Source organism: Nocardiopsis sp. CNR-923 (assembly GCF_001942255.1).
Taxonomy (GTDB): Bacteria; Actinomycetota; Actinomycetes; order Streptosporangiales; family Streptosporangiaceae; genus Nocardiopsis.
Genome location: NZ_MKKC01000011.1, coordinates 58,360 through 74,850, shown reverse-complemented (window position 1 = coordinate 74,850; position 16,491 = coordinate 58,360). Strand labels below are relative to the sequence as shown.

Below are 16,491 nucleotides of genomic sequence, written 5' to 3'. Positions count from 1 at the left end.
GAGCTTCGGCTTTCCGGGCTCCGGTCGCCCACTCCCGAACCGGAACGCGGCGCAACTTTCTCCCCTGCCCCCTCATCCATGGAGGATGACGGCCGATACGCCCACCCACGGCGAGGTTTTCGCTACGGACCGGGTGGGCACCGGCCCGTTGTGACGCCTGCGCGAGGGGGATCATGTACGAGCAGACCATTGACCCGGCTGACGTCGCCGAGTCCGAGCTGGCCACCCACCGTGGGATGTTTCGGGCACTGGCCTTCCGCGACCCCGTGGACCGGCAGGAGCACCTGGCGCTGACCTTCGGCGCGCTCGGCGACGGTGAGGATGTCCTGGTCCGGCTGCACTCCGAGTGCGTCACCGGCGACGCCCTCGGCGCCCTGCGGTGCGAGTGCGGCGACCAGCTGAACGCGGCACTCGACGCGATCGTCGAACGCGGCCAAGGCGTGCTCGTCTACCTGCGCGGCCACGAGGGACGCGGGATCGGTCTGCTGGAGAAGGTGCGCACGCTCGCCGTCCAGGACGGCGAGGGTCTGGACACGGTCGACTCGGCCACGGCGCTCGGGCTCCCGGTGGACGCCCGCTCCTACGGGGCCGCCGCGCGCCTGCTCCGGCATCTGGCGGTGCGGTCGGTGCGACTGCTGTCGAACAACCCCGCCAAGGGGCGCGCCCTGGAGGACCACGGGATCAAGGTGGCGGCGCGGGTACCCCTGCTCTCCGCCCCGCGCGAGGAGAACATCGCCTACCTGACCGCCAAGCGGGACCGTATGGGGCACGACCTGCCCCACCTGGGCGGAGCCGATACGGAGCCCCACCGTGGGTGAGCCGGTGCGCTACCAGGTGGCGGGCGCGTGGTGGCGCAGACCGCGCTGCTGTGCGGACTGGCCGCGACGGTGGGGTTGGGGTTATGGGCGTGGTGGGCGGGGATCGCGCACGCGGTGGCGGGCGCGGCCCTGCTGCTGTGGTCGGCGCGCCGGTCCGGTCGCGCGGTCTGGGGGTCGCGGACGGGATCACGTTGTTTCGAGCGGTCCTGGGCGGAGGGATCCTCGCGCTGGCCGTCGACGGCGGCGCGGTGTGGACGCTGGTCTTCCTGGCCTCGGCGGCGCTCGCGCTCGACCTGGCGGACGGCGTGGTGGCGCGCCGGAGCGGGACGGAGTCGGGGTTCGGCGCGGCGTTCGACATGGAGACCGACGCGCTGCTGATCCTGGTGCTGAGCGCGTTCGTGGCCCTTGGCCTGGGCCCGTGGGTGCTGGTGACCGGGCTGATGCGGTACGCGTTCGGCGCGGCGTCCTGGCTGGCCCCGTGGCTACGGGGCCCGCTGCCGCCGAGCCGCGCGCGCAAGGCGGTCGCCGCCGTGCAGGGGGTGGTCCTCGTGGTCGCGGCGGCGGGGGTGCTGCCGGTGGCCGCGGCGACCGTGCTGGTGGCGTCGGCCCTGGCGGCGCTGGTGTGGTCGTTCGGCCGCGACGTCCTGGGGTTGTGGAGCGCCGCGCGGCCCCGCACGGCCAGGGCGCCGAGGTCGGCGTCGGCGAGGACGTGACCCGCGCCAGGGTCCGGCGATCGCCCGGTGTGAAGCGGAGGACGAGGACGTATGGGTGAGCGGGCGCGCGCGTTCTGGGTGGACGGCCGCGGATCCGGCGAGGTGCGCGACATCGCCGTGGCCGCGCCGGGCGAGGGCGAGGTGCTGGTGCGCACGCTGTACTCGGGGGTGAGCCGGGGCACCGAGGCCCTGGTCCTGCGGGGCGGGGTTCCGCCCGGCCAGTACGGGACGATGCGGGCGCCCTTCCAGGAGGGGGACTTCCCCGGCCCGGTCAAGTACGGGTACCTCAACGTCGGGGTGGTCGAGGCGGGCCCGGCCGACCTGGTCGGAGGCGCGGTGTTCAGCCTGTACCCGCACCAGACCCGGTTCGTGGTCCCGGCGGCGGCGGTCCGGCGCGTGCCCGACGACGTGCCGCCCGGGCGGGCGATCCTGGCCGGGACCGTGGAGACGGCGGTGAACGCGCTGTGGGACGCGCCACCGCTGGTCGGGGACCGCGTCACCGTGGTCGGCGCGGGAATGGTGGGATGCTGCCTGGCCCGGTTGGCCGCCGGGGTCCCGGGCGCCGGGTGCAGCTGGTGGACGTCGATCCCGCGCGCGCCGGGACCGCTGACCGGCTGGGGGTCGGGTTCGCGACGCCCGAGGCGGCGGCCTCCCAGCGGGACCTGGTCTTCCACACCAGCGCGAGCCAGCGGGGGCTGGCGCGGTGCCTGGAGTTGGTCGCCTCGGAGGGCGAGGTGGTCGAGCTGAGCTGGTACGGCGATCGCCAGGTGAGCGTGCCGCTCGGCGGCGACTTCCACTCCCGTCGCCTGACCGTGCGAGCCAGCCAGGTCGGGGCCGTCGCTCCCGCCCGGCGCGGCCGGTACGGCTTCGGCGACCGACTGGACCTGGCCCTGCGGCTGCTCGCCGACCCGGCATTCGACGCGGTCGTCACCGGGGAGAGCCGCTTCGAGGAGTTGCCGTCGGTCCTGCCCCGTCTGGCCGACGGGTCACTTCCCGCCCTGTGCCACCGCGTCGCCTACCCCTGACCCCCGCCGACCGTCCGGGCCCCGGCTCGTCCGGGCCCGCGCCCGTCCCGATTCCCGACCCGAGAGGACGAGACGTTGTTCAGTGTCACCGTCCGCGACCACCTGATGGTCGCGCACAGCTTCCGAGGCGAGGTGTTCGGGCCCGCGCGCAGGTTGCACGGCGCCACGTTCGTCGTGGACGCGACCCTGCGCCGCCCCGAGCTCGACGACGACGGGATCGTCGTGGACATCGGCCTGGTGACCCGGGAACTCGGCGCGCTGGTCGCCGAGCTGAACTACCGGAACCTGGACGAGGTCCCCGAGTTCGCGGGGGTGAACACCTCCACCGAGTTCCTGGCCCGCGTGGTCGCCGACCGGCTGGTGGAGCGGATCGACGCGCGCGGGCGCGGCCTGACCGGAGTGTCGGTGACGCTGCACGAGTCGCACGTGGCGTGGGCGACCTACGAGCGCGAGCTGTGACCGTCACGTTCGTGGTGCCCGCGGCCACCGTTCCCAGCGGCGGCAACACCTACGACGCGCGGATCGCCGCGGCACTCGACGCGCTCGGGCGGCCCGTGCGTCGCGTCGAGGCGCCCGGATCCTGGCCGCGGCCGGACACCGCCGACCGCGACCGCCTGGCCCGGGAGCTGGCGCGCCTGCCCGACGGCGCCGGTGTGCTGGTGGACGGGCTGGTCGCCTGCGGGGTGCCCGAGGTCGTGGCGCCGCACGCCGGGCGGCTGCGGATCGTGGTCCTGGTCCACCTCCCCCTGGCCGACGAGACCGGGCTGACCTCCGACCAGGCCGCCGACCTGGACGACCGCGAGCGCGCGGTGCTCACGATGACCGGGGTGGTCGCCACCAGCGCGTGGGCGGCCCAGAGGCTGGCCGACCACCACGGCCTGGCCCGGGTCCACCACGTCGCTCCGGGCACCGACCCCGCACCGCTCGCACCCGGCACCGACGGCGTCTCCCACCTGCTGTGCGTGGCGTCGGTGACCCCGCGCAAGGGGCACGACCTGCTCCTGGAGGCCCTGGCACGGCTGGAGGACCTGCCGTGGGAGTGCGTGTGCGTGGGCCCGGCCGGCCGGGGCGCGCACGCCGGGCGCGTGCGGGCACGGGCGGGGGCGTTGGGGGTGCGCCTGACCGGTGCGCTCACCGGGGCCGATCTGGAGGCCGCCTACGCCGCGGCCGACCTGGTGGTGCTCCCCTCCCGGGCCGAGACGTTCGGCATGGCGGTGACCGAGGCTCTCGCGCACGGTGTGCCGGTGGTGGCCGCACGGGTCGGCGGGGTTCCCGAGGCGCTGGGGCGGGACGCCGGGGGCTCTCGACCCGGCCTCCTCGTCGCTCCGGAGGACGCCGGCGCGCTCGCCGCGTCGCTGCGGCTCTGGCTCACCGACCGGGATCTGCGCGAGAGACTGCGAACCTCGGCGCGCCGGAGGCGATCAGAGTTGGCAGGATGGAAGCAGACGGCGCGCGCGATGTGCGCGGTCCTCGACGAGGAGGGGTGCCGTTGACCTCGACCGGAGTACCGGCGTTCGCACCGGAGTGGCTGGCGCTGCGCGAGGGAGCGGACGCGCGGGCCAGGTCGGAGCGGGCGGTCGAGCAGGTGCGCGGCCACGGTCGTGTGGTCGCCGACCTGGGCTGCGGCACGGGGTCGTTCGGTCGTTGGCTCGCGCCGCGGCTGCCGGAGACACGGCGGTGGGTGCTGGTGGACCGGGACCCGGCCCTGCTGGCGCTGGCGCGGGAGAGCGTGCCGGTCGGCCACGTGCGGACCCGCGCACTGGACTTGGCGTCCCTGCGGGCCCGCGATCTGGACGGTGTGACCCTGGTGGCGGCCTCGGCACTGCTGGACCTGTTGACGCGCGCGGAGGTGGAGGCGTTGGCCGGGGCCGTCGTCGGGGCCGGATGTCCGGCGCTGTTGACGCTGACGGTGTCGGGCCGGGTGGAGCTGTCGCCGACCGATCCGCTCGACGCACGGGTGGGCCGGGCCTTCGACGACCACCAGCGGCGCGGAGGCAGGCTCGGGCCCGACGCCGTTGCCGTCACTGCCGGCGTGTTCGGGGGGTTGGGAGCACGCACGCGCGCGTTCGCGAGCCCGTGGCGGTTGGGGCCGGAGCACCGCGACCTGCTGCGCGCGTGGTTGCTCGGATGGGTGGGCGCGGCGGCCGAGCAGGAACCCGGGCTCGCGGTGTCGGCGTATCTGGAGCGGCGGCTGGAACAGTGCGGGCGCGGCCGCCTGCGGGCCACGGTCCACCACACCGACCTCGTGGTGCTCGCGCCCCGGGCACCGGATGCGGAGGCGCCGTGAAGGACACGCGAGCGACGTGGGGGACGCGCGAACCGTACGACGCGCCAGGGCGTGCTCCGGGAGACCGGACGCCTCTGCGGGGGATGCCGCCATGAGGGCGTCGGACCCGCGGTTGAGCGTGAGCGCACCGCGAGGCCTCCGGGGACCGCGGGGGCGGGGCGCCAGGCGAGCCCCGCGGACCACCGATGGACGACGGGGCCACGGCATCGCGCGACTGTGCACCGGATGGCTGCGGTCCCTGGCGGGGGCGGCGATCCTGGCGGGCGTGGTGTGGTGGTTCCCCGCGGCGGCGTTCACGTCCGCGTTCGCGGTGGTGGACGCCAGTGCCGTGCTGGTGGCGTTGGGGGTGGGGGCGTACACGACCGTGCTGAGCGCGGCACGCTGGTGGGTGGTGGCGCGCGGGGTCGGGCTGCGGCTGCCGTTCGCGCGGGCGGTCGGGGACTACTACCGCGCCGTGTTCCTCAACGCCGTGCTGCCCGCCGGGGTGCTGGGCGACGTCCACCGGGCGGTCAGCCACGGCCGGTACGCGGGTGACGTGGGGCGCGGGGTGCGTGCGGTGGTGTTGGAGCGGGTGGCCGGTCAGGTCGTGCTGGCGGTGACCGGCGCGGCGCTGCTGTTCGCCCTTCCGGCGGCGCTGTTCGGTCCGGGGCTGCGGGCGGTCGGCGTGTCCGCCGGGGTGATCGTGGCCGCCGCGGCGCTGGTCGGTGCGGGGTTGGTGCTGGGTCGGAGGCGGCGTCCCCGGTGGTGGCGCGTGCTGCGGGACACGGCGGTGGACGCCCGCGCGGGCGTGCTCGCGCGCGGAGCGGAGGTCGTGGGACTGTCGGTTGCGGCGCTGGCCGGTCACGTGGGCCTGTTCGTGTTCTCGGCCTCGGTGGCGGGGGTGTCGGCCCCCGTGGCCCAGGTGGTGCCGCTGGTGGTGCTGTCCCTGCTCGCGATGAGCCTGCCGGTGAACGTGGGCGGGTGGGGGCCGCGCGAGGCGGTGACGGCGTTGGCGTTCGGCGCCGCCGGACTCGGCGCCGAGCAGGGGGTGACGGCGTCAGTCGTCTATGGGCTGCTGGCGCTGGTGTCGGGGCTGCCCGGAGCGGCGGTGATCGTCGTGCGCCTGGTCGGCCGCCGGGTCCAGGGCGGTCAGGTGTCCGGTGAGGTCCTCGACGAGGGCGGCGAGCAGCCGTCGGCCCTTGTCGGCGGTGGCCAGTGAGGGACGGCCGACCACGCCGGTGGCGGTGTAGGAAGCCAGGCCCAGTGTGGGCAGGTGGTCGCGGGGGCCGGTGACGTGGTCGGCGCGACCGGAGCGGACCAGGTGCGGGTAGGTGTGCAGCAGGACCGAGGTCTCCAGCTCCCCCGCGTGCATGTCGGTGTCGTTGTCGGTGGCCATCCCGGCGGCCCCGCGTGCCGCCTCCCACTCGTGCGCCTGGGGGAAGAGCGCCATGGCCCCGCGCGATTCCTGGACGACGTTGGCCAGGACGTGGTTGCCGCCGTGGCCGTTGACCAGGACGAGCCGGGTGTCGCCGAGCGAGGCGGCGATGTCGGCGACCATGGCGTGCAGGGTGCGCGCGGAGATGCTGACGGTGCCCGGCCATGCGGTGTGCTCGTGGGAGCAGGAGATGGTCAGCGGCGGCAGGAGCCGCACCGGGTGGGCGCGGGCGAGTTCGCGCGCCAGGACGCAGGCGATGACGGTGTCGGTGATCAGGGGCAGGTGGGGGCCGTGCTGTTCGAGGCTGCCCACGGGCAGCAGTGCGACGCGGGAGTCGCGTTCGCCCTCCTCCACTGTGGTGGTCAGGGGCAGGAGCGAGAGCATGAGGTCGTCCATGGGCCCCAGTATCGCGGGTACGGGCGGTACGGACCGCAGGGCGCAGAGGTGCGCCGGGCCACGGGACGGTGTGCCCCGTGACCCGGCGGTGCGTCACAACCAGACGAGCTCGGCGCGCAGACGACGGGCGGTGCGTTCCGGCAGGCTCCCCCGGATGATCGAGCGGTCGAGGATGTTGTAGACGACCGTGCCGCCGTCTGGCAGCTCCATGCCCCAGGCGAACGCCCGGCCCTGTGCTCGCCCTCGGTCAGCCGCAACTCGAAGAACTCCGCGCCGGGCTCGTCGTGGTAGACAGAGGTAGTGCCGTTGGTGTGGTCCTCGGTCATCGTGGATCTCCCTTCGGTGAGCACTGCCCGGGGCGACGGAGTGCCACCTCATGGACGCCCCGGGCAGTGGTTCTCTCGGTTACCGAGCGGGCCGGACGAACTCGCCCTTGTGCGCCCCGTCGAGGAAGCACTCCCATTCATGGGGGGTGAAGAACAGCACGCCGCCCTGCGGGTCCCGGGAGTTGCGCACGGCGGTCCCCTCGTCCAGGTGCGCCACCTCCACGCAGCCCTTGGCGGTGTCACTGGCCTGAGCCTTGAACCAGTGCGCGCCGGAGAGGTCAGGAACAGCAGTCATTCGGTCAGGTCCTTTGCGATACTGGAAATGAACTCTTCGAGGTCCTCGGGCGCCAGAGCAGAAGCGCTCATCAGGGAGAAACTCTCTCGGAATTCTGCCACCAGCGGACGCTTCTGGAGGAACAGGTTCCCGGCTGGGGACTCGACGTAGACGTGATCCAGGTCGTCCGGATCCTCGAACTCGATCAGCATGAACGGACCGACCAGACCCGCATGTGGTCCTCGGCTGAACGGCATGATCTGCACGGTGATGTTGGGCCTGTGCGCCATCTCCACAAGATGCGTGAACTGGGCACGCATGGCCGCGGGTCCGCCGAACGGCCTCCGGAGCGCGGCCTCGTCGAGGATGGCCCACAGCCTCAGGGGGTTCTCGCGTTCCAGCACCTGTCGGCGCTGCATCTTCAACTCCACGAGACGATCGAGGTCATCCTGCGATCCATCGGGCATGGTCGCCCGCGTCACCGCACGGGCATAGTCCTCGGTGGCGAGCAGGGCGTGGATGACGCTGGGGTGGTAGCTCCGCAGACGATCTGCTTCGGCCTCCAGGCCGACGTAGCTCCCGAGCCCGGAGGGAAGGACGTCGTCGTAGTCGTCCCACCAGTTGTCCTTGGCGCTGACCTTGGACATCGCGGCGAATCGTGCCTGCTGGTCAGGGTCGGTCACCCCGTACAGGTTCATGAGGACGCGCAGCTCACTCGGCTTGACGACGCGCTTGCCGTTCTCGATGCGGCTGAGCGTCGCTTCGGAGAGCCCGGACTCCCGCGCGACCTCGGCGTTGGTCATCTCGCGCTGCTCACGCAGCCTCCGCAGATCAATGCCGAGCCGCCGTCGCCCGACCGTCACATCAGCCATGACCACCTCCTCTGCGCCATAGGGTAAGCACTGAGCGTGATGGCTTTCAAGTTCTTTCATGAAAGTTCTGAAGAGGATTCGACGAGGAGACCTGCTGGCGCGACATATGACGCAGCACTACTCAAAGTGGTCATTCTTCAGCGCAGAGCATCAGGAACCCTTGACAGGGCGTCCAGCTCTCACGGATCTTGGTGCAACCGGATGCAACCAACCCCCGAGAGGACAGCATCATGGTGAACCTGAAGTTCGTCGGCAAGGACCCGGAGTCAGACAAGAAGGGCTCCCCTACGATCTTCGTTGACGACGTCACCGCTGACCTGGTCATTCAGGGGTGGAGGGCCGATGAGGGCACTCTGACCGCCTGCCGCGAGGTCGGCGACATCCCGGAACACGAGGCGGTCGTTCGAGTTCCCGCCCGCATGGTCGAGATCCTGAGGGAGGCTTGCGATGACGCAGAACGCACCCGACTTCGTTGACATGCTCGACGCGTGCCGGGAGTCCGCCGTCCACCTGGAGATGCGCGACATCTATGGTATGGACGACGAGATGGAGGGCTTCGAGAGGTGGAAGCGCGAGGGGCGTCGTGAAGACTGGGACGATCGCGACTCCTGGTGGCACCCCTTCTACCAGGCAATCGCCAACGCCACGGCCCGGGGCGTCCTCGTACGCCGAGCACGGGTCGTATCCACGCCAGTGACCGAGTACATCCGTTACGAGCACGAGGGAACCCAGGGAAACATCATCGCTGGGGAACACGTACGCTGGTTGCCACGTCGTCAGGCGACCGACATCGCCTTCCCTGGCAACGACTTCTGGCTCTTCGACGACCGAATCGTCCGCATCAACCACTTCTCGGGAGATGGGCAGATGATCGATGAGGAGGTCACCGAAGCCCCGGAAGTGGCCAAGCTGTGTTCCTCGGCCTTCGAAGCCGTCTGGGAACGCGCGATCCCCCACGACGACTTCCGCATCTGACCGCCTCCCTCACCGGAAACCCAGTTCGTGCCCTCGTACTCTCCGTCCAGCGCCAAAGCAGCCCGTGAGGCCGTCGCCGCACGCCTGAAGGACATCCGCCTGAGCGCCGGGTTGACGGGGGCCGAACTGGCCGCGCACTGCGACTGGCACAAGTCCAAGTCCTCACGCATCGAGAACGCGAGGACCCCCCCTTCCGACGCGGACATCAGGGCCTGGTGCCGAGCCTGCGACGCGGATGAGCAGGCAGCCGATCTCATTTCCGCGTCGCGAAACGCCGAATCCCTCTATGTGGAGTGGAGACGCAAGCAAAGAGCTGGGCTTCGCCAACTTCAGGAATCCTACGTTCCCCTGTATGAACAAACCGAACTCTTCCGGATCTACACGCCGGATGTGGTTCCGGGGTTCCTCCAGACTCCGAGCTACATCTCGGCGCTCTTCACAGCCATCACGGAACTCGACGGCGAGGAAGAGGATATCGAAGCGGTGGTCGAGGCCAGAGTAGATCGTTCGCGTATCCTCCGGCGAGGGAACCACCACTTCGTGATGGTCTTGGAAGAATCGGCCCTGAGATACCGACTGGGTGACACCGGAGTCATGGCAGGTCAGCTCGGACACCTACTATCCGTCATGCCCCTCCCCAACGTCTCGGTAGGAATCATCCCCTTTCCCACCCCACGCCGGGTTCTGCCATTGGAAGGCTTCACTATTTACGACGACCTCCTGGTCCGGATCGAACTCACCACCGCCGAACTCACCATCGAGGCCCCCACCGAGGTCGCGACGTACGTCAAGGCGTTCGGACGGCTCCAGCAGCACGCCGTGTACGGGGCCGAGGCCCGAGCGCTGATCACCTCCGCCATCGAGGCGCTCGACTGAATCTGCGCAACTTCATGCAACTCGCTTGGAGTCCGACACACACTCTCTGTAGCGTCCTGATCAGACCAGCGATCACCGCATCGCCGACGCAGATCGGATGCTCCCATGCGCCTTTCCCCCGCCTCTGACGAGCGGTCACCCGACCCGAGCGCCGTGGCGCTCGCCGTGCTGCGCAGGCACTACGGCGACCGCTACGCCATCCACCGCAACAGCAATCTGTGGGTGGCCACCGACCGCTCCCCGTCGGGTCTGACCGCGCCCACGATCATCGAGCCCACGTTGGAGCTGTTCGTGGCCGCGTTGGAGAGCCCCGGGCAGCGCGTCGGTCGGCCGTTCGGATCCACCGGGAGCGAACACCCCACCGCCCCGGAAACCCCGGGCACCCCCGACTCGACCGCCACGACCTCAGGGACCCTCCTCATGTCCAAGAAGTGCTCGATGTGCAAGGGCGACGCACCGTCACCGCCAAACACGACGGACAGAAGGACAACGACTGGGACAGCGAGGAAATCCTCATGAGCTGCCCCGGGTGCAACGGGACGGGAGAAGTGGAGTAGCGGTGCTCGACGACATGCACGCTCAGCTCGTCGCCAAGCTCGACACCACCGACACGATCCGCGCCGCGTTCGCCAACCACCCCCGGCACCTGTACATCCCCGACATGGTGTGGCCGGACATCACCGGCCTGCCGCTCTTGCGCACCGCCGATCCCGACAGGTGGGCGTGCGTCGTCTACACCGACGGCGCGGTGACCACCCAGGCCAACGACGGGGGCTCGGGGCCGCGCAACGAACCCAGCTCGTCGTCATCGGCCCCGCAGCTCATGGCGGACATGATCTCGGCGGCGAACATCGAACCCGGGATGCGCGTACTGGAGATCGGCACCGGCAGCGGGTGGAACGCCGCGATCCTGTCGTCGCTTGTCGGCCCCACCGGGCACGTCACGACCGTGGAGATCGACGCTGACATGGCCGCACACGCACGGGTGCGGCTGGCCGGGACCGGTGTGCGGGTCGTCACCGGCACGATGCCGTCGGATGCCGACGTCTTCGACGCGGTCATCGCCACCTGTGCCGTCAGCCGTGTTCCCCCGGAATGGATCGCGCGAATCGAACTGGGCTCGCTGATCGTCACTCCTTGGGCAGCCGATTCGAACTGGCAGCGCACCCCCGTCGCGGCCCTGCGCAAAACGGGGCCGTCATGTGTGTCCGGCCCGTTCGTGAGTGATGCGATGTTCATGCACGACCGCACCCAGCGGGTTCCGGACGGGGACTTTCCCGGTCTCGGGCGTCGGCCGGAGACGACCGGAGTCATGCCCTTCACCTCTGGTGATCTCGTCGAACGCGGCTTGATCACACGGCTGATGCTCATGCTCCCCGGAGTACGGGTCGGTGTGGGGGTGCGCCCGTTCAACGGGGCGATCGGCAGGATCGTCTACCTGGGAGCCGACGACTCCTCGTGGGCGTACCTGTGGCCGGACGGATCAATCACCAGCGGCGGACGCCTGTCCCTCGTGGACCGGCTCCGAAACGCCTATCAGTGGCTGTCCGAAGCGGGCTGGCCCGAGCTGGACGCTTTCTGTTTGGAGGCCGATCCACCGAACAAGGTCCACCGGGTGGAGGTGGGCTCGCTCGGAGTCTGGGAGCACACCTGTTAGGCACTGGGGTCGACGGGCACTCGGCGAGGCCGCCCGATGGCGAGTTCGTGGTGGCACTGGGCGAGACGGTGAACGAGGTGCTCATGGACGCCGTCGCCGGGGACGTGCCGTGGAAGTCTCTGGTGAAGCAGCAGTTCGCGCCGTAACCCCTTGGTCGGGCCGCTCCCAGGGGCGTAGGGGCGCGGCGCTAGGGTGGTCGGATCCGATCCGACGGCAGGCCCGATCCGTGGACGCCGTGCTGTTCGACATGTTCGGGGTGATCGCCCGCGACCAGTCGCCCGAGGGGCGCGCGGCCCTGGAACGGGAGGCCGGAGCGGCCGGGGCGGACTTCTGGGACGCCTACTGGTTCCCGCGTCAGGCCTACGACCGGGGCGACCTCGACGGACCCGCGTACTGGAAGTCGGTGGCCGACCGGCTCGGCGTGGTCTTCGACGAGCGGCGGGTGCGGCGGCTGCTCGCCCTGGACGTGGAGAGTTGGTCGCGGGTCGACGAGGAGATGGTCGCCTACGTCGCGGGGCTGGCCGCCGAGGGGATGCGCCTCGGGCTGCTGTCCAACATTCCGGCGGAGATCGCCGACTTCTTCGGGGAACGGCACGCCCGGGTGTTGGAGCCGTTCTCGGTGGTGGGCCTGTCCAGCCGCATCCGCCGCGCCAAGCCGGAGCCCGCGGCCTTCGCGTGGGCGGTGGAGCGGTTGGAGGTGCCCGCCGCGCGGGTGCTGTTCGTGGACGACCGGCAGGCCAACGTCGACGCGGCCGTCCGGCTGGGGCTGGCGGCGCACCGGTTCACCTCCCTGGGGGCGCTGCGGGAGCGCCTCCTCGTCAAATGAATAAATCCCAGGCCACGGGACGGCCAACAGTCTTCCTGCATGCCCCCGACGTGCTCGCGATCCGCACCCACCCGTGTGTATAACGTTTTGTAATCATTCCCGTACGAAGGTGTAATCGTGGTTCGCTTCACCACCGCCGCCGCGACGGGCCTCGCCGCCTGCGCGCTGACTCTGTCCATCGCCACCCCGGCCCAGGCCGCGGAGGGCTCGCTGACCTTCGAGGTCGTCGACTGGAGCCAGCTCAAGACCAACGAGCACGTCATCACCGACGTCAAGCCCGGTTCCTGCCACAACCTGCCGGAGGAGGTGCTCAAGGAGGCGAAGAACACGGAGTTCCACCGGTTCACGAACAACACCGAGTCGCCGGTCATCCTGATCCGGAACTCCTGCGACCAGTTCGAGTCCAACGGCCGGGCGCAGGCCATCGAGTACGTGAGCGCGGGCGACACGATCCGCGAGATGGACCCCGCGGTGCAGGCTCTGCTCGTCCTGCAGAACCCCGCCGACGCCGCGGAGGCCGAGGAAGCCGCTGAGACCGGGGACACCATCGAGGTTGCTCCGAACGAGGCCGCGCCCGCCGAGGTCGAGGCCGCCGAGCCCGCTCAGGCGAACGAGGCCGCCCCGGCGGAGAACGCGGAGGCGGCGCCCGCCGAGGCCGCCGAGGCCGCCGAGGCCGCTCCGGCCGAGTCGGAGGCCGCTCCGGCCGACGCGGCCCCCATGGGTCGCCGGTAGGCACCGCGCCGAACACCCGAGTGCCCCGTCGGACCCCGGCGGGGCACTCGTGCACCCACCCCCTCCCGCCTGGGTAAAGGCGGCCGAGCGATGCGTGACAGGCCCCGAGGGGCGTGCGAGTCTGATCGTATGGACGAGACACACAAGGCGGTGCTGGAAGGCGGGCCGAAGGACCTTCCCCAGCGGATCGTGCCCGCGCCGCGCGCGGGCGACCAGGTCAAGATCCCGTTCCGCGGCGGCTACGAACACTTCAGCGCCACCGCGCGTCACCGGTACACCGACGAGGGGGACCTGCCCGTCTACGAGTGGACCTCCCGCACGGAGATGGCCTCGTAGGCGGTGTTCCGGGGACGCCGCGCCGTGATCGGCGGCCCCGAAAAACCGCTCGACGGCCCGGCGCGAGCCTGGCACAGTGGCGTGCCATGACGAACTCAGAGCGCCTGACCGCCGCGGACCTGCGGCTCATGCAGGGTCTGGCCCAGCGTGTCACCGCCACCCGACCCGACCTGGTGAACAGCGACGCGGCCTTCGGCGAACTGGCCTGGAACTGGGGCGCGGGACACGCCCACGCGGGCGCGGGGTGGCGGCGTCGGCTGTGGTTCTCCGACGGAGACCTGGTGGCGTGGAGCTGGGCCAAGCTTCCGCGCACGGTGCGGCTGAGCGACGGATCGGTGAAGGACGTCACCGACGCCTATCTCGCGTACCAGGTCCATCCCGACCACGCCGGACTGGTCGACGAGGTGATCGACTGGTACGACGGCACGGCGGCGGGCGTCGAGCGGACGGTGTCGCCGAGCGCCGCCGACGCGTTCGCCCTGCAGCGATGGGCGGCGCACGGATACGAGACCGACCCGGCCTCGCTCGGCGACACCGGTCAATGGACCCAGCTCAACGAGCGGGACCTCGCCGACGTGGATCAGCCGGTCCTGCCGGAGGGGTTCCGGTTCCGCACCGCCGACGAGGCCGGGCCGGAGGCCGCGGTCCAGGCCCATCTGGACGCCTGGGCGCTCGGCGTACACGGCCGAGGGCTACCAGGGCGTCCGGCGGACGACGGGGTACCGCGGCGACCTGCACATCCTGGTGGAGGCGCCGGACGCAACGATGGCTTCCTCGACGATCATGTGGCTCGACGAGGCGAACGCAACCGTTGAGTTCGAGCCGGTCGGGACGCATCCGGACTACCGGCGTCTGGGGCTGGCGAGGGCGATGCTCCTGCACGGCATGCGTCTGGCGCGGGCGGCCGGGGCCACGCACACGACCGTCGCCTGCCTGGGCGCCCCGGGGCATCCCGAGGCGCGCGGGCTGTACCACGGTGTCGGGTTCCGGGAGTTGACGCGGGACGCACCGCTCGTCAAGCCCGCGACCGCTGGTTGAGGGTCGGCCGCCGGTCGACCCGGACCCGCGGCGCCCGTCTCTCAGGGGTGGCCTAGCCTGGGAACGGTCCCGGCGTCGCGCGCCGGGACCTGAGGTGGCCAGCGCAGACGACCCCGGGGACACAGAGTGAGCGTCCAACCGCGTACGACAGCGACGGCCTTTCGCGTGGTGGCGGTGGTCGAGGCCGTGACCTGGGGCGGACTGCTGGTCGGCATGGGTTTCAAGTACCTGGGCGGCGGCAGCGAGGTCGGCGTGCACGTGTTCGGGCCGCTGCACGGCGGCGCGTTCCTGCTCTACGTGGCGTTGACCGTGGCCGCCGCGCTGCACCTGCGCTGGGGGATCTGGTCGACCCTGGTGGCGTTGGCCGCCTCGGTGCCTCCGCTGGGGACGCTGCCCGCGGAGTGGTGGCTGCGCCGCACCGGGCGTCTGGACCGGCCGTGCTCGGCTTCGGCCGTGTGCTGGCCGCGGAGCTGCTGCCGCGCGGCATGCGGGTGAACGCGGTGGCCCCCATGGGCCGCCACGGCACCATCGCCGAGGTCGCCCGCGCCGTGCTCTTCCTCGGGTTCGAGGCGACCTTCACCTCGGGGCAGGAGATTCTGGTCGACGGGGTCCCGGGGCTGGGGCTGAGCGCGCAGTCCTGATCCGCGTGGACCACGGGCGCGGCGCGCCGACCGGCGGACGGTTTCGGCCGCCGTGTCCCCGGGGCATGCTCAGGACGCGGCGCGCTCGGCGCCGCGCCCCGGCCCCGGTGGAGGTGCTCCCGATGGTCCAGCGCGTACGCGGAGTGGTCGCCCGCTCCCAGGGATCGCCCGTCGAGCTCACCACGGTCCTCGTCCCCGATCCCGGTCCGGGCGAGGCCGTGGTCGCGGTGCGCGCGTGCGGGGTGTGCCACACCGACCTGCACTACCGCGAGGGCGAGATCTCCGACGGCTTCCCGTTCCTCCTCGGCCACGAGGCGGCGGGGGTGGTGGAGTCGGTCGGCGCGGACGTGACGACCGTGGCGCCCGGGGACCACGTCGTGCTCAACTGGCGCGCGGTGTGCGGGGACTGCCGTGCCTGTCGGCGGGGACGTCCGCAGTACTGCTTCGCCACCCGCAACGCGACGCGGGCCATGACGTTGGAGGACGGCACCCCGCTCTCCCCCGCCCTGGGCATCGGCGCTTCGCCGACCGGACGCTCGTGGCCGCGGGCCAGTGCACCCCGGTAGACCCGGACGCCTCCCCCGCCGCGGTGGGGCTGCTCGGCTGCGGGGTCATGGCGGGCATCGGCGCGGCGGTCAACACCGGCGGTGTGGGGCGGGGCGACTCGGTGGCGGTGATCGGCTGCGGCGGCGTGGGCTGCGCCGCCGTGGCCGGGGCCAGGTTGGCCGGTGCTGCGCGGATCATCGCCGTGGACCTGGACGACCGCAAGCTCGACCGGGCGCGCGGGCTCGGCGCCACCCACACCGTCAACGCCCGGGACGAGGACCCGGTCGCCGCCGTGCGCGCCCGCACCGGCGGGTTCGGCGCGGACGTGGTCATCGAGGCGGTCGGCACGCCCCAGACCTACGAGCAGGCGTTCTACGCGCGCGACCTGGCGGGCACGGTCGTCCTGGTCGGGGTGCCCACCCCGCGGATGCGGCTGGAGCTGCCCCTTCTGGAGGTGTTCGCCCGCGGCGGGTCGCTGAAGTCCTCCTGGTACGGCGACTGCCTGCCCTCCCGCGACTTCCCCGTGCTCGTCGACCTGTACCGCCAGGGCCGGTTGGACCTGGACACGTTCGTCAGCGAGGAGATCGGGCTGGGGGACGTGGAGGAGGCGTTCGCGCGCATGCGGCGAGGCGAGGTGCTGCGGTCGGTGGTGCGGCTCTGAGGTCCGCCGTCGGTCGGGCGACCAGGAGCGGTCACCAGGACGGGACAGGCCACCTGCGGAAGCGGCGTCGCACCCGCC

The 16,491-nt window shown here is 71.7% G+C and carries 18 protein-coding genes and 4 pseudogenes; 19 read left to right on the top strand and 3 right to left on the bottom strand.

Annotated features, from left to right (window positions below; translation table 11 throughout):
• Positions 1 to 173: 173 nt before the first annotated feature.
• The 7 genes and pseudogenes from BJF83_RS00675 to BJF83_RS00645 form a co-directional block, all read left to right on the top strand.
• Complete coding sequence (locus BJF83_RS00675; protein WP_075924755.1) at positions 174 to 818, top strand: GTP cyclohydrolase II; 645 nt, start codon at positions 174 to 176, stop codon at positions 816 to 818.
• Between the two features lie 137 nt (positions 819 to 955).
• Entirely contained in the window at positions 956 to 1,531 is a 576-nt protein-coding gene (locus BJF83_RS00670; protein ID WP_316042166.1) for a CDP-alcohol phosphatidyltransferase family protein, read from the top strand.
• Positions 1,532 to 1,582: 51 nt separating this feature from the next.
• Positions 1,583 to 2,556, top strand: a pseudogene (locus BJF83_RS00665) (zinc-binding alcohol dehydrogenase).
• 75 nt (positions 2,557 to 2,631) lie between these two features.
• Positions 2,632 to 3,015 (top strand): 6-carboxytetrahydropterin synthase, encoded by a 384-nt coding sequence (locus tag BJF83_RS00660; protein WP_075924754.1) that lies wholly within the window; start codon positions 2,632 to 2,634, stop codon positions 3,013 to 3,015.
• The gene (locus BJF83_RS00655) at positions 3,012 to 4,049 is read left to right on the top strand and encodes a glycosyltransferase family 4 protein (protein ID WP_075924753.1); all 1,038 of its coding nucleotides are present in this window, start codon (positions 3,012 to 3,014) and stop codon (positions 4,047 to 4,049) included. Before BJF83_RS00660 ends, BJF83_RS00655 begins: the two co-directional genes overlap by 4 nt.
• A complete protein-coding gene (locus tag BJF83_RS00650; protein ID WP_075924798.1) occupies positions 4,046 to 4,843 on the top strand; it encodes a class I SAM-dependent methyltransferase in 798 nt (265 codons plus the stop codon). The genes BJF83_RS00655 and BJF83_RS00650 overlap by 4 nt, the downstream gene beginning before the upstream one ends.
• Positions 4,827 to 5,849, top strand: a pseudogene (locus tag BJF83_RS00645) (lysylphosphatidylglycerol synthase transmembrane domain-containing protein); the annotation flags it as partial. The gene BJF83_RS00650 and the pseudogene BJF83_RS00645, both read left to right, overlap by 17 nt.
• A gap of 30 nt (positions 5,850 to 5,879) precedes the next feature.
• Here BJF83_RS00645 and BJF83_RS00640 read toward each other — a convergent pair.
• From BJF83_RS00640 to BJF83_RS00630, 3 genes are all read right to left on the bottom strand, one after another.
• Positions 5,880 to 6,653, bottom strand: a complete 774-nt coding sequence (locus BJF83_RS00640) for a creatininase family protein (RefSeq protein ID WP_075924752.1) — start codon at positions 6,651 to 6,653, stop codon at positions 5,880 to 5,882.
• 405 nt (positions 6,654 to 7,058) lie between these two features.
• Entirely contained in the window at positions 7,059 to 7,274 is a 216-nt protein-coding gene (locus tag BJF83_RS00635) for a DUF397 domain-containing protein (RefSeq protein ID WP_075924751.1), read from the bottom strand.
• The gene (locus tag BJF83_RS00630; protein WP_075924750.1) at positions 7,271 to 8,125 is read right to left on the bottom strand and encodes a helix-turn-helix transcriptional regulator; all 855 of its coding nucleotides are present in this window, start codon (positions 8,123 to 8,125) and stop codon (positions 7,271 to 7,273) included. The genes BJF83_RS00635 and BJF83_RS00630 overlap by 4 nt, the downstream gene beginning before the upstream one ends.
• Before the next feature lie 230 nt (positions 8,126 to 8,355).
• Between BJF83_RS00630 and BJF83_RS00625 the strand changes: the two genes are divergently transcribed.
• The 12 genes and pseudogenes from BJF83_RS00625 (at position 8,356) to BJF83_RS00570 (ending at position 16,413) form a co-directional block, all read left to right on the top strand.
• Positions 8,356 to 8,601, top strand: coding sequence for a hypothetical protein (locus BJF83_RS00625; protein WP_083678354.1), 246 nt, complete (start codon positions 8,356 to 8,358; stop codon positions 8,599 to 8,601).
• Positions 8,573 to 9,100, top strand: coding sequence for a DUF6879 family protein (locus tag BJF83_RS00620; protein ID WP_075924749.1), 528 nt, complete (start codon positions 8,573 to 8,575; stop codon positions 9,098 to 9,100). Before BJF83_RS00625 ends, BJF83_RS00620 begins: the two co-directional genes overlap by 29 nt.
• A gap of 27 nt (positions 9,101 to 9,127) precedes the next feature.
• Positions 9,128 to 9,976 carry a helix-turn-helix transcriptional regulator gene (locus tag BJF83_RS00615; protein WP_075924748.1) on the top strand — a complete coding sequence of 283 codons (849 nt, stop codon included), beginning with the start codon at positions 9,128 to 9,130 and terminating at the stop codon, positions 9,974 to 9,976.
• Between the two features lie 105 nt (positions 9,977 to 10,081).
• Positions 10,082 to 10,495: a hypothetical protein gene (locus tag BJF83_RS00610; RefSeq protein ID WP_143831731.1), complete on the top strand. Its 414-nt coding sequence runs from the start codon at positions 10,082 to 10,084 to the stop codon at positions 10,493 to 10,495.
• 52 nt (positions 10,496 to 10,547) lie between these two features.
• A complete protein-coding gene (locus tag BJF83_RS00605; RefSeq protein WP_075924795.1) occupies positions 10,548 to 11,633 on the top strand; it encodes a protein-L-isoaspartate O-methyltransferase in 1,086 nt (361 codons plus the stop codon).
• 226 nt (positions 11,634 to 11,859) lie between these two features.
• The gene (locus tag BJF83_RS00600) at positions 11,860 to 12,459 is read left to right on the top strand and encodes an HAD family phosphatase (RefSeq protein ID WP_075924746.1); all 600 of its coding nucleotides are present in this window, start codon (positions 11,860 to 11,862) and stop codon (positions 12,457 to 12,459) included.
• 117 nt (positions 12,460 to 12,576) lie between these two features.
• Positions 12,577 to 13,191 (top strand): hypothetical protein, encoded by a 615-nt coding sequence (locus tag BJF83_RS27740; protein ID WP_075924745.1) that lies wholly within the window; start codon positions 12,577 to 12,579, stop codon positions 13,189 to 13,191.
• 129 nt (positions 13,192 to 13,320) lie between these two features.
• On the top strand, positions 13,321 to 13,527 hold the full coding sequence (locus BJF83_RS00590) for a DUF5988 family protein (RefSeq protein ID WP_075924744.1): 207 nt from the start codon (positions 13,321 to 13,323) through the stop codon (positions 13,525 to 13,527).
• Positions 13,528 to 13,613: 86 nt separating this feature from the next.
• A pseudogene (locus BJF83_RS00585) lies at positions 13,614 to 14,565 on the top strand (GNAT family N-acetyltransferase).
• A 126-nt stretch (positions 14,566 to 14,691) separates the two neighbouring features.
• Complete coding sequence (locus tag BJF83_RS00580) at positions 14,692 to 15,060, top strand: DUF3817 domain-containing protein (protein ID WP_075924743.1); 369 nt, start codon at positions 14,692 to 14,694, stop codon at positions 15,058 to 15,060.
• The gene (locus BJF83_RS00575; protein WP_075924742.1) at positions 15,021 to 15,206 is read left to right on the top strand and encodes a hypothetical protein; all 186 of its coding nucleotides are present in this window, start codon (positions 15,021 to 15,023) and stop codon (positions 15,204 to 15,206) included. Before BJF83_RS00580 ends, BJF83_RS00575 begins: the two co-directional genes overlap by 40 nt.
• A gap of 122 nt (positions 15,207 to 15,328) precedes the next feature.
• Positions 15,329 to 16,413: pseudogene (locus tag BJF83_RS00570) on the top strand (S-(hydroxymethyl)mycothiol dehydrogenase).
• The last annotated feature ends 78 nt before the right edge of the window (positions 16,414 to 16,491 follow it).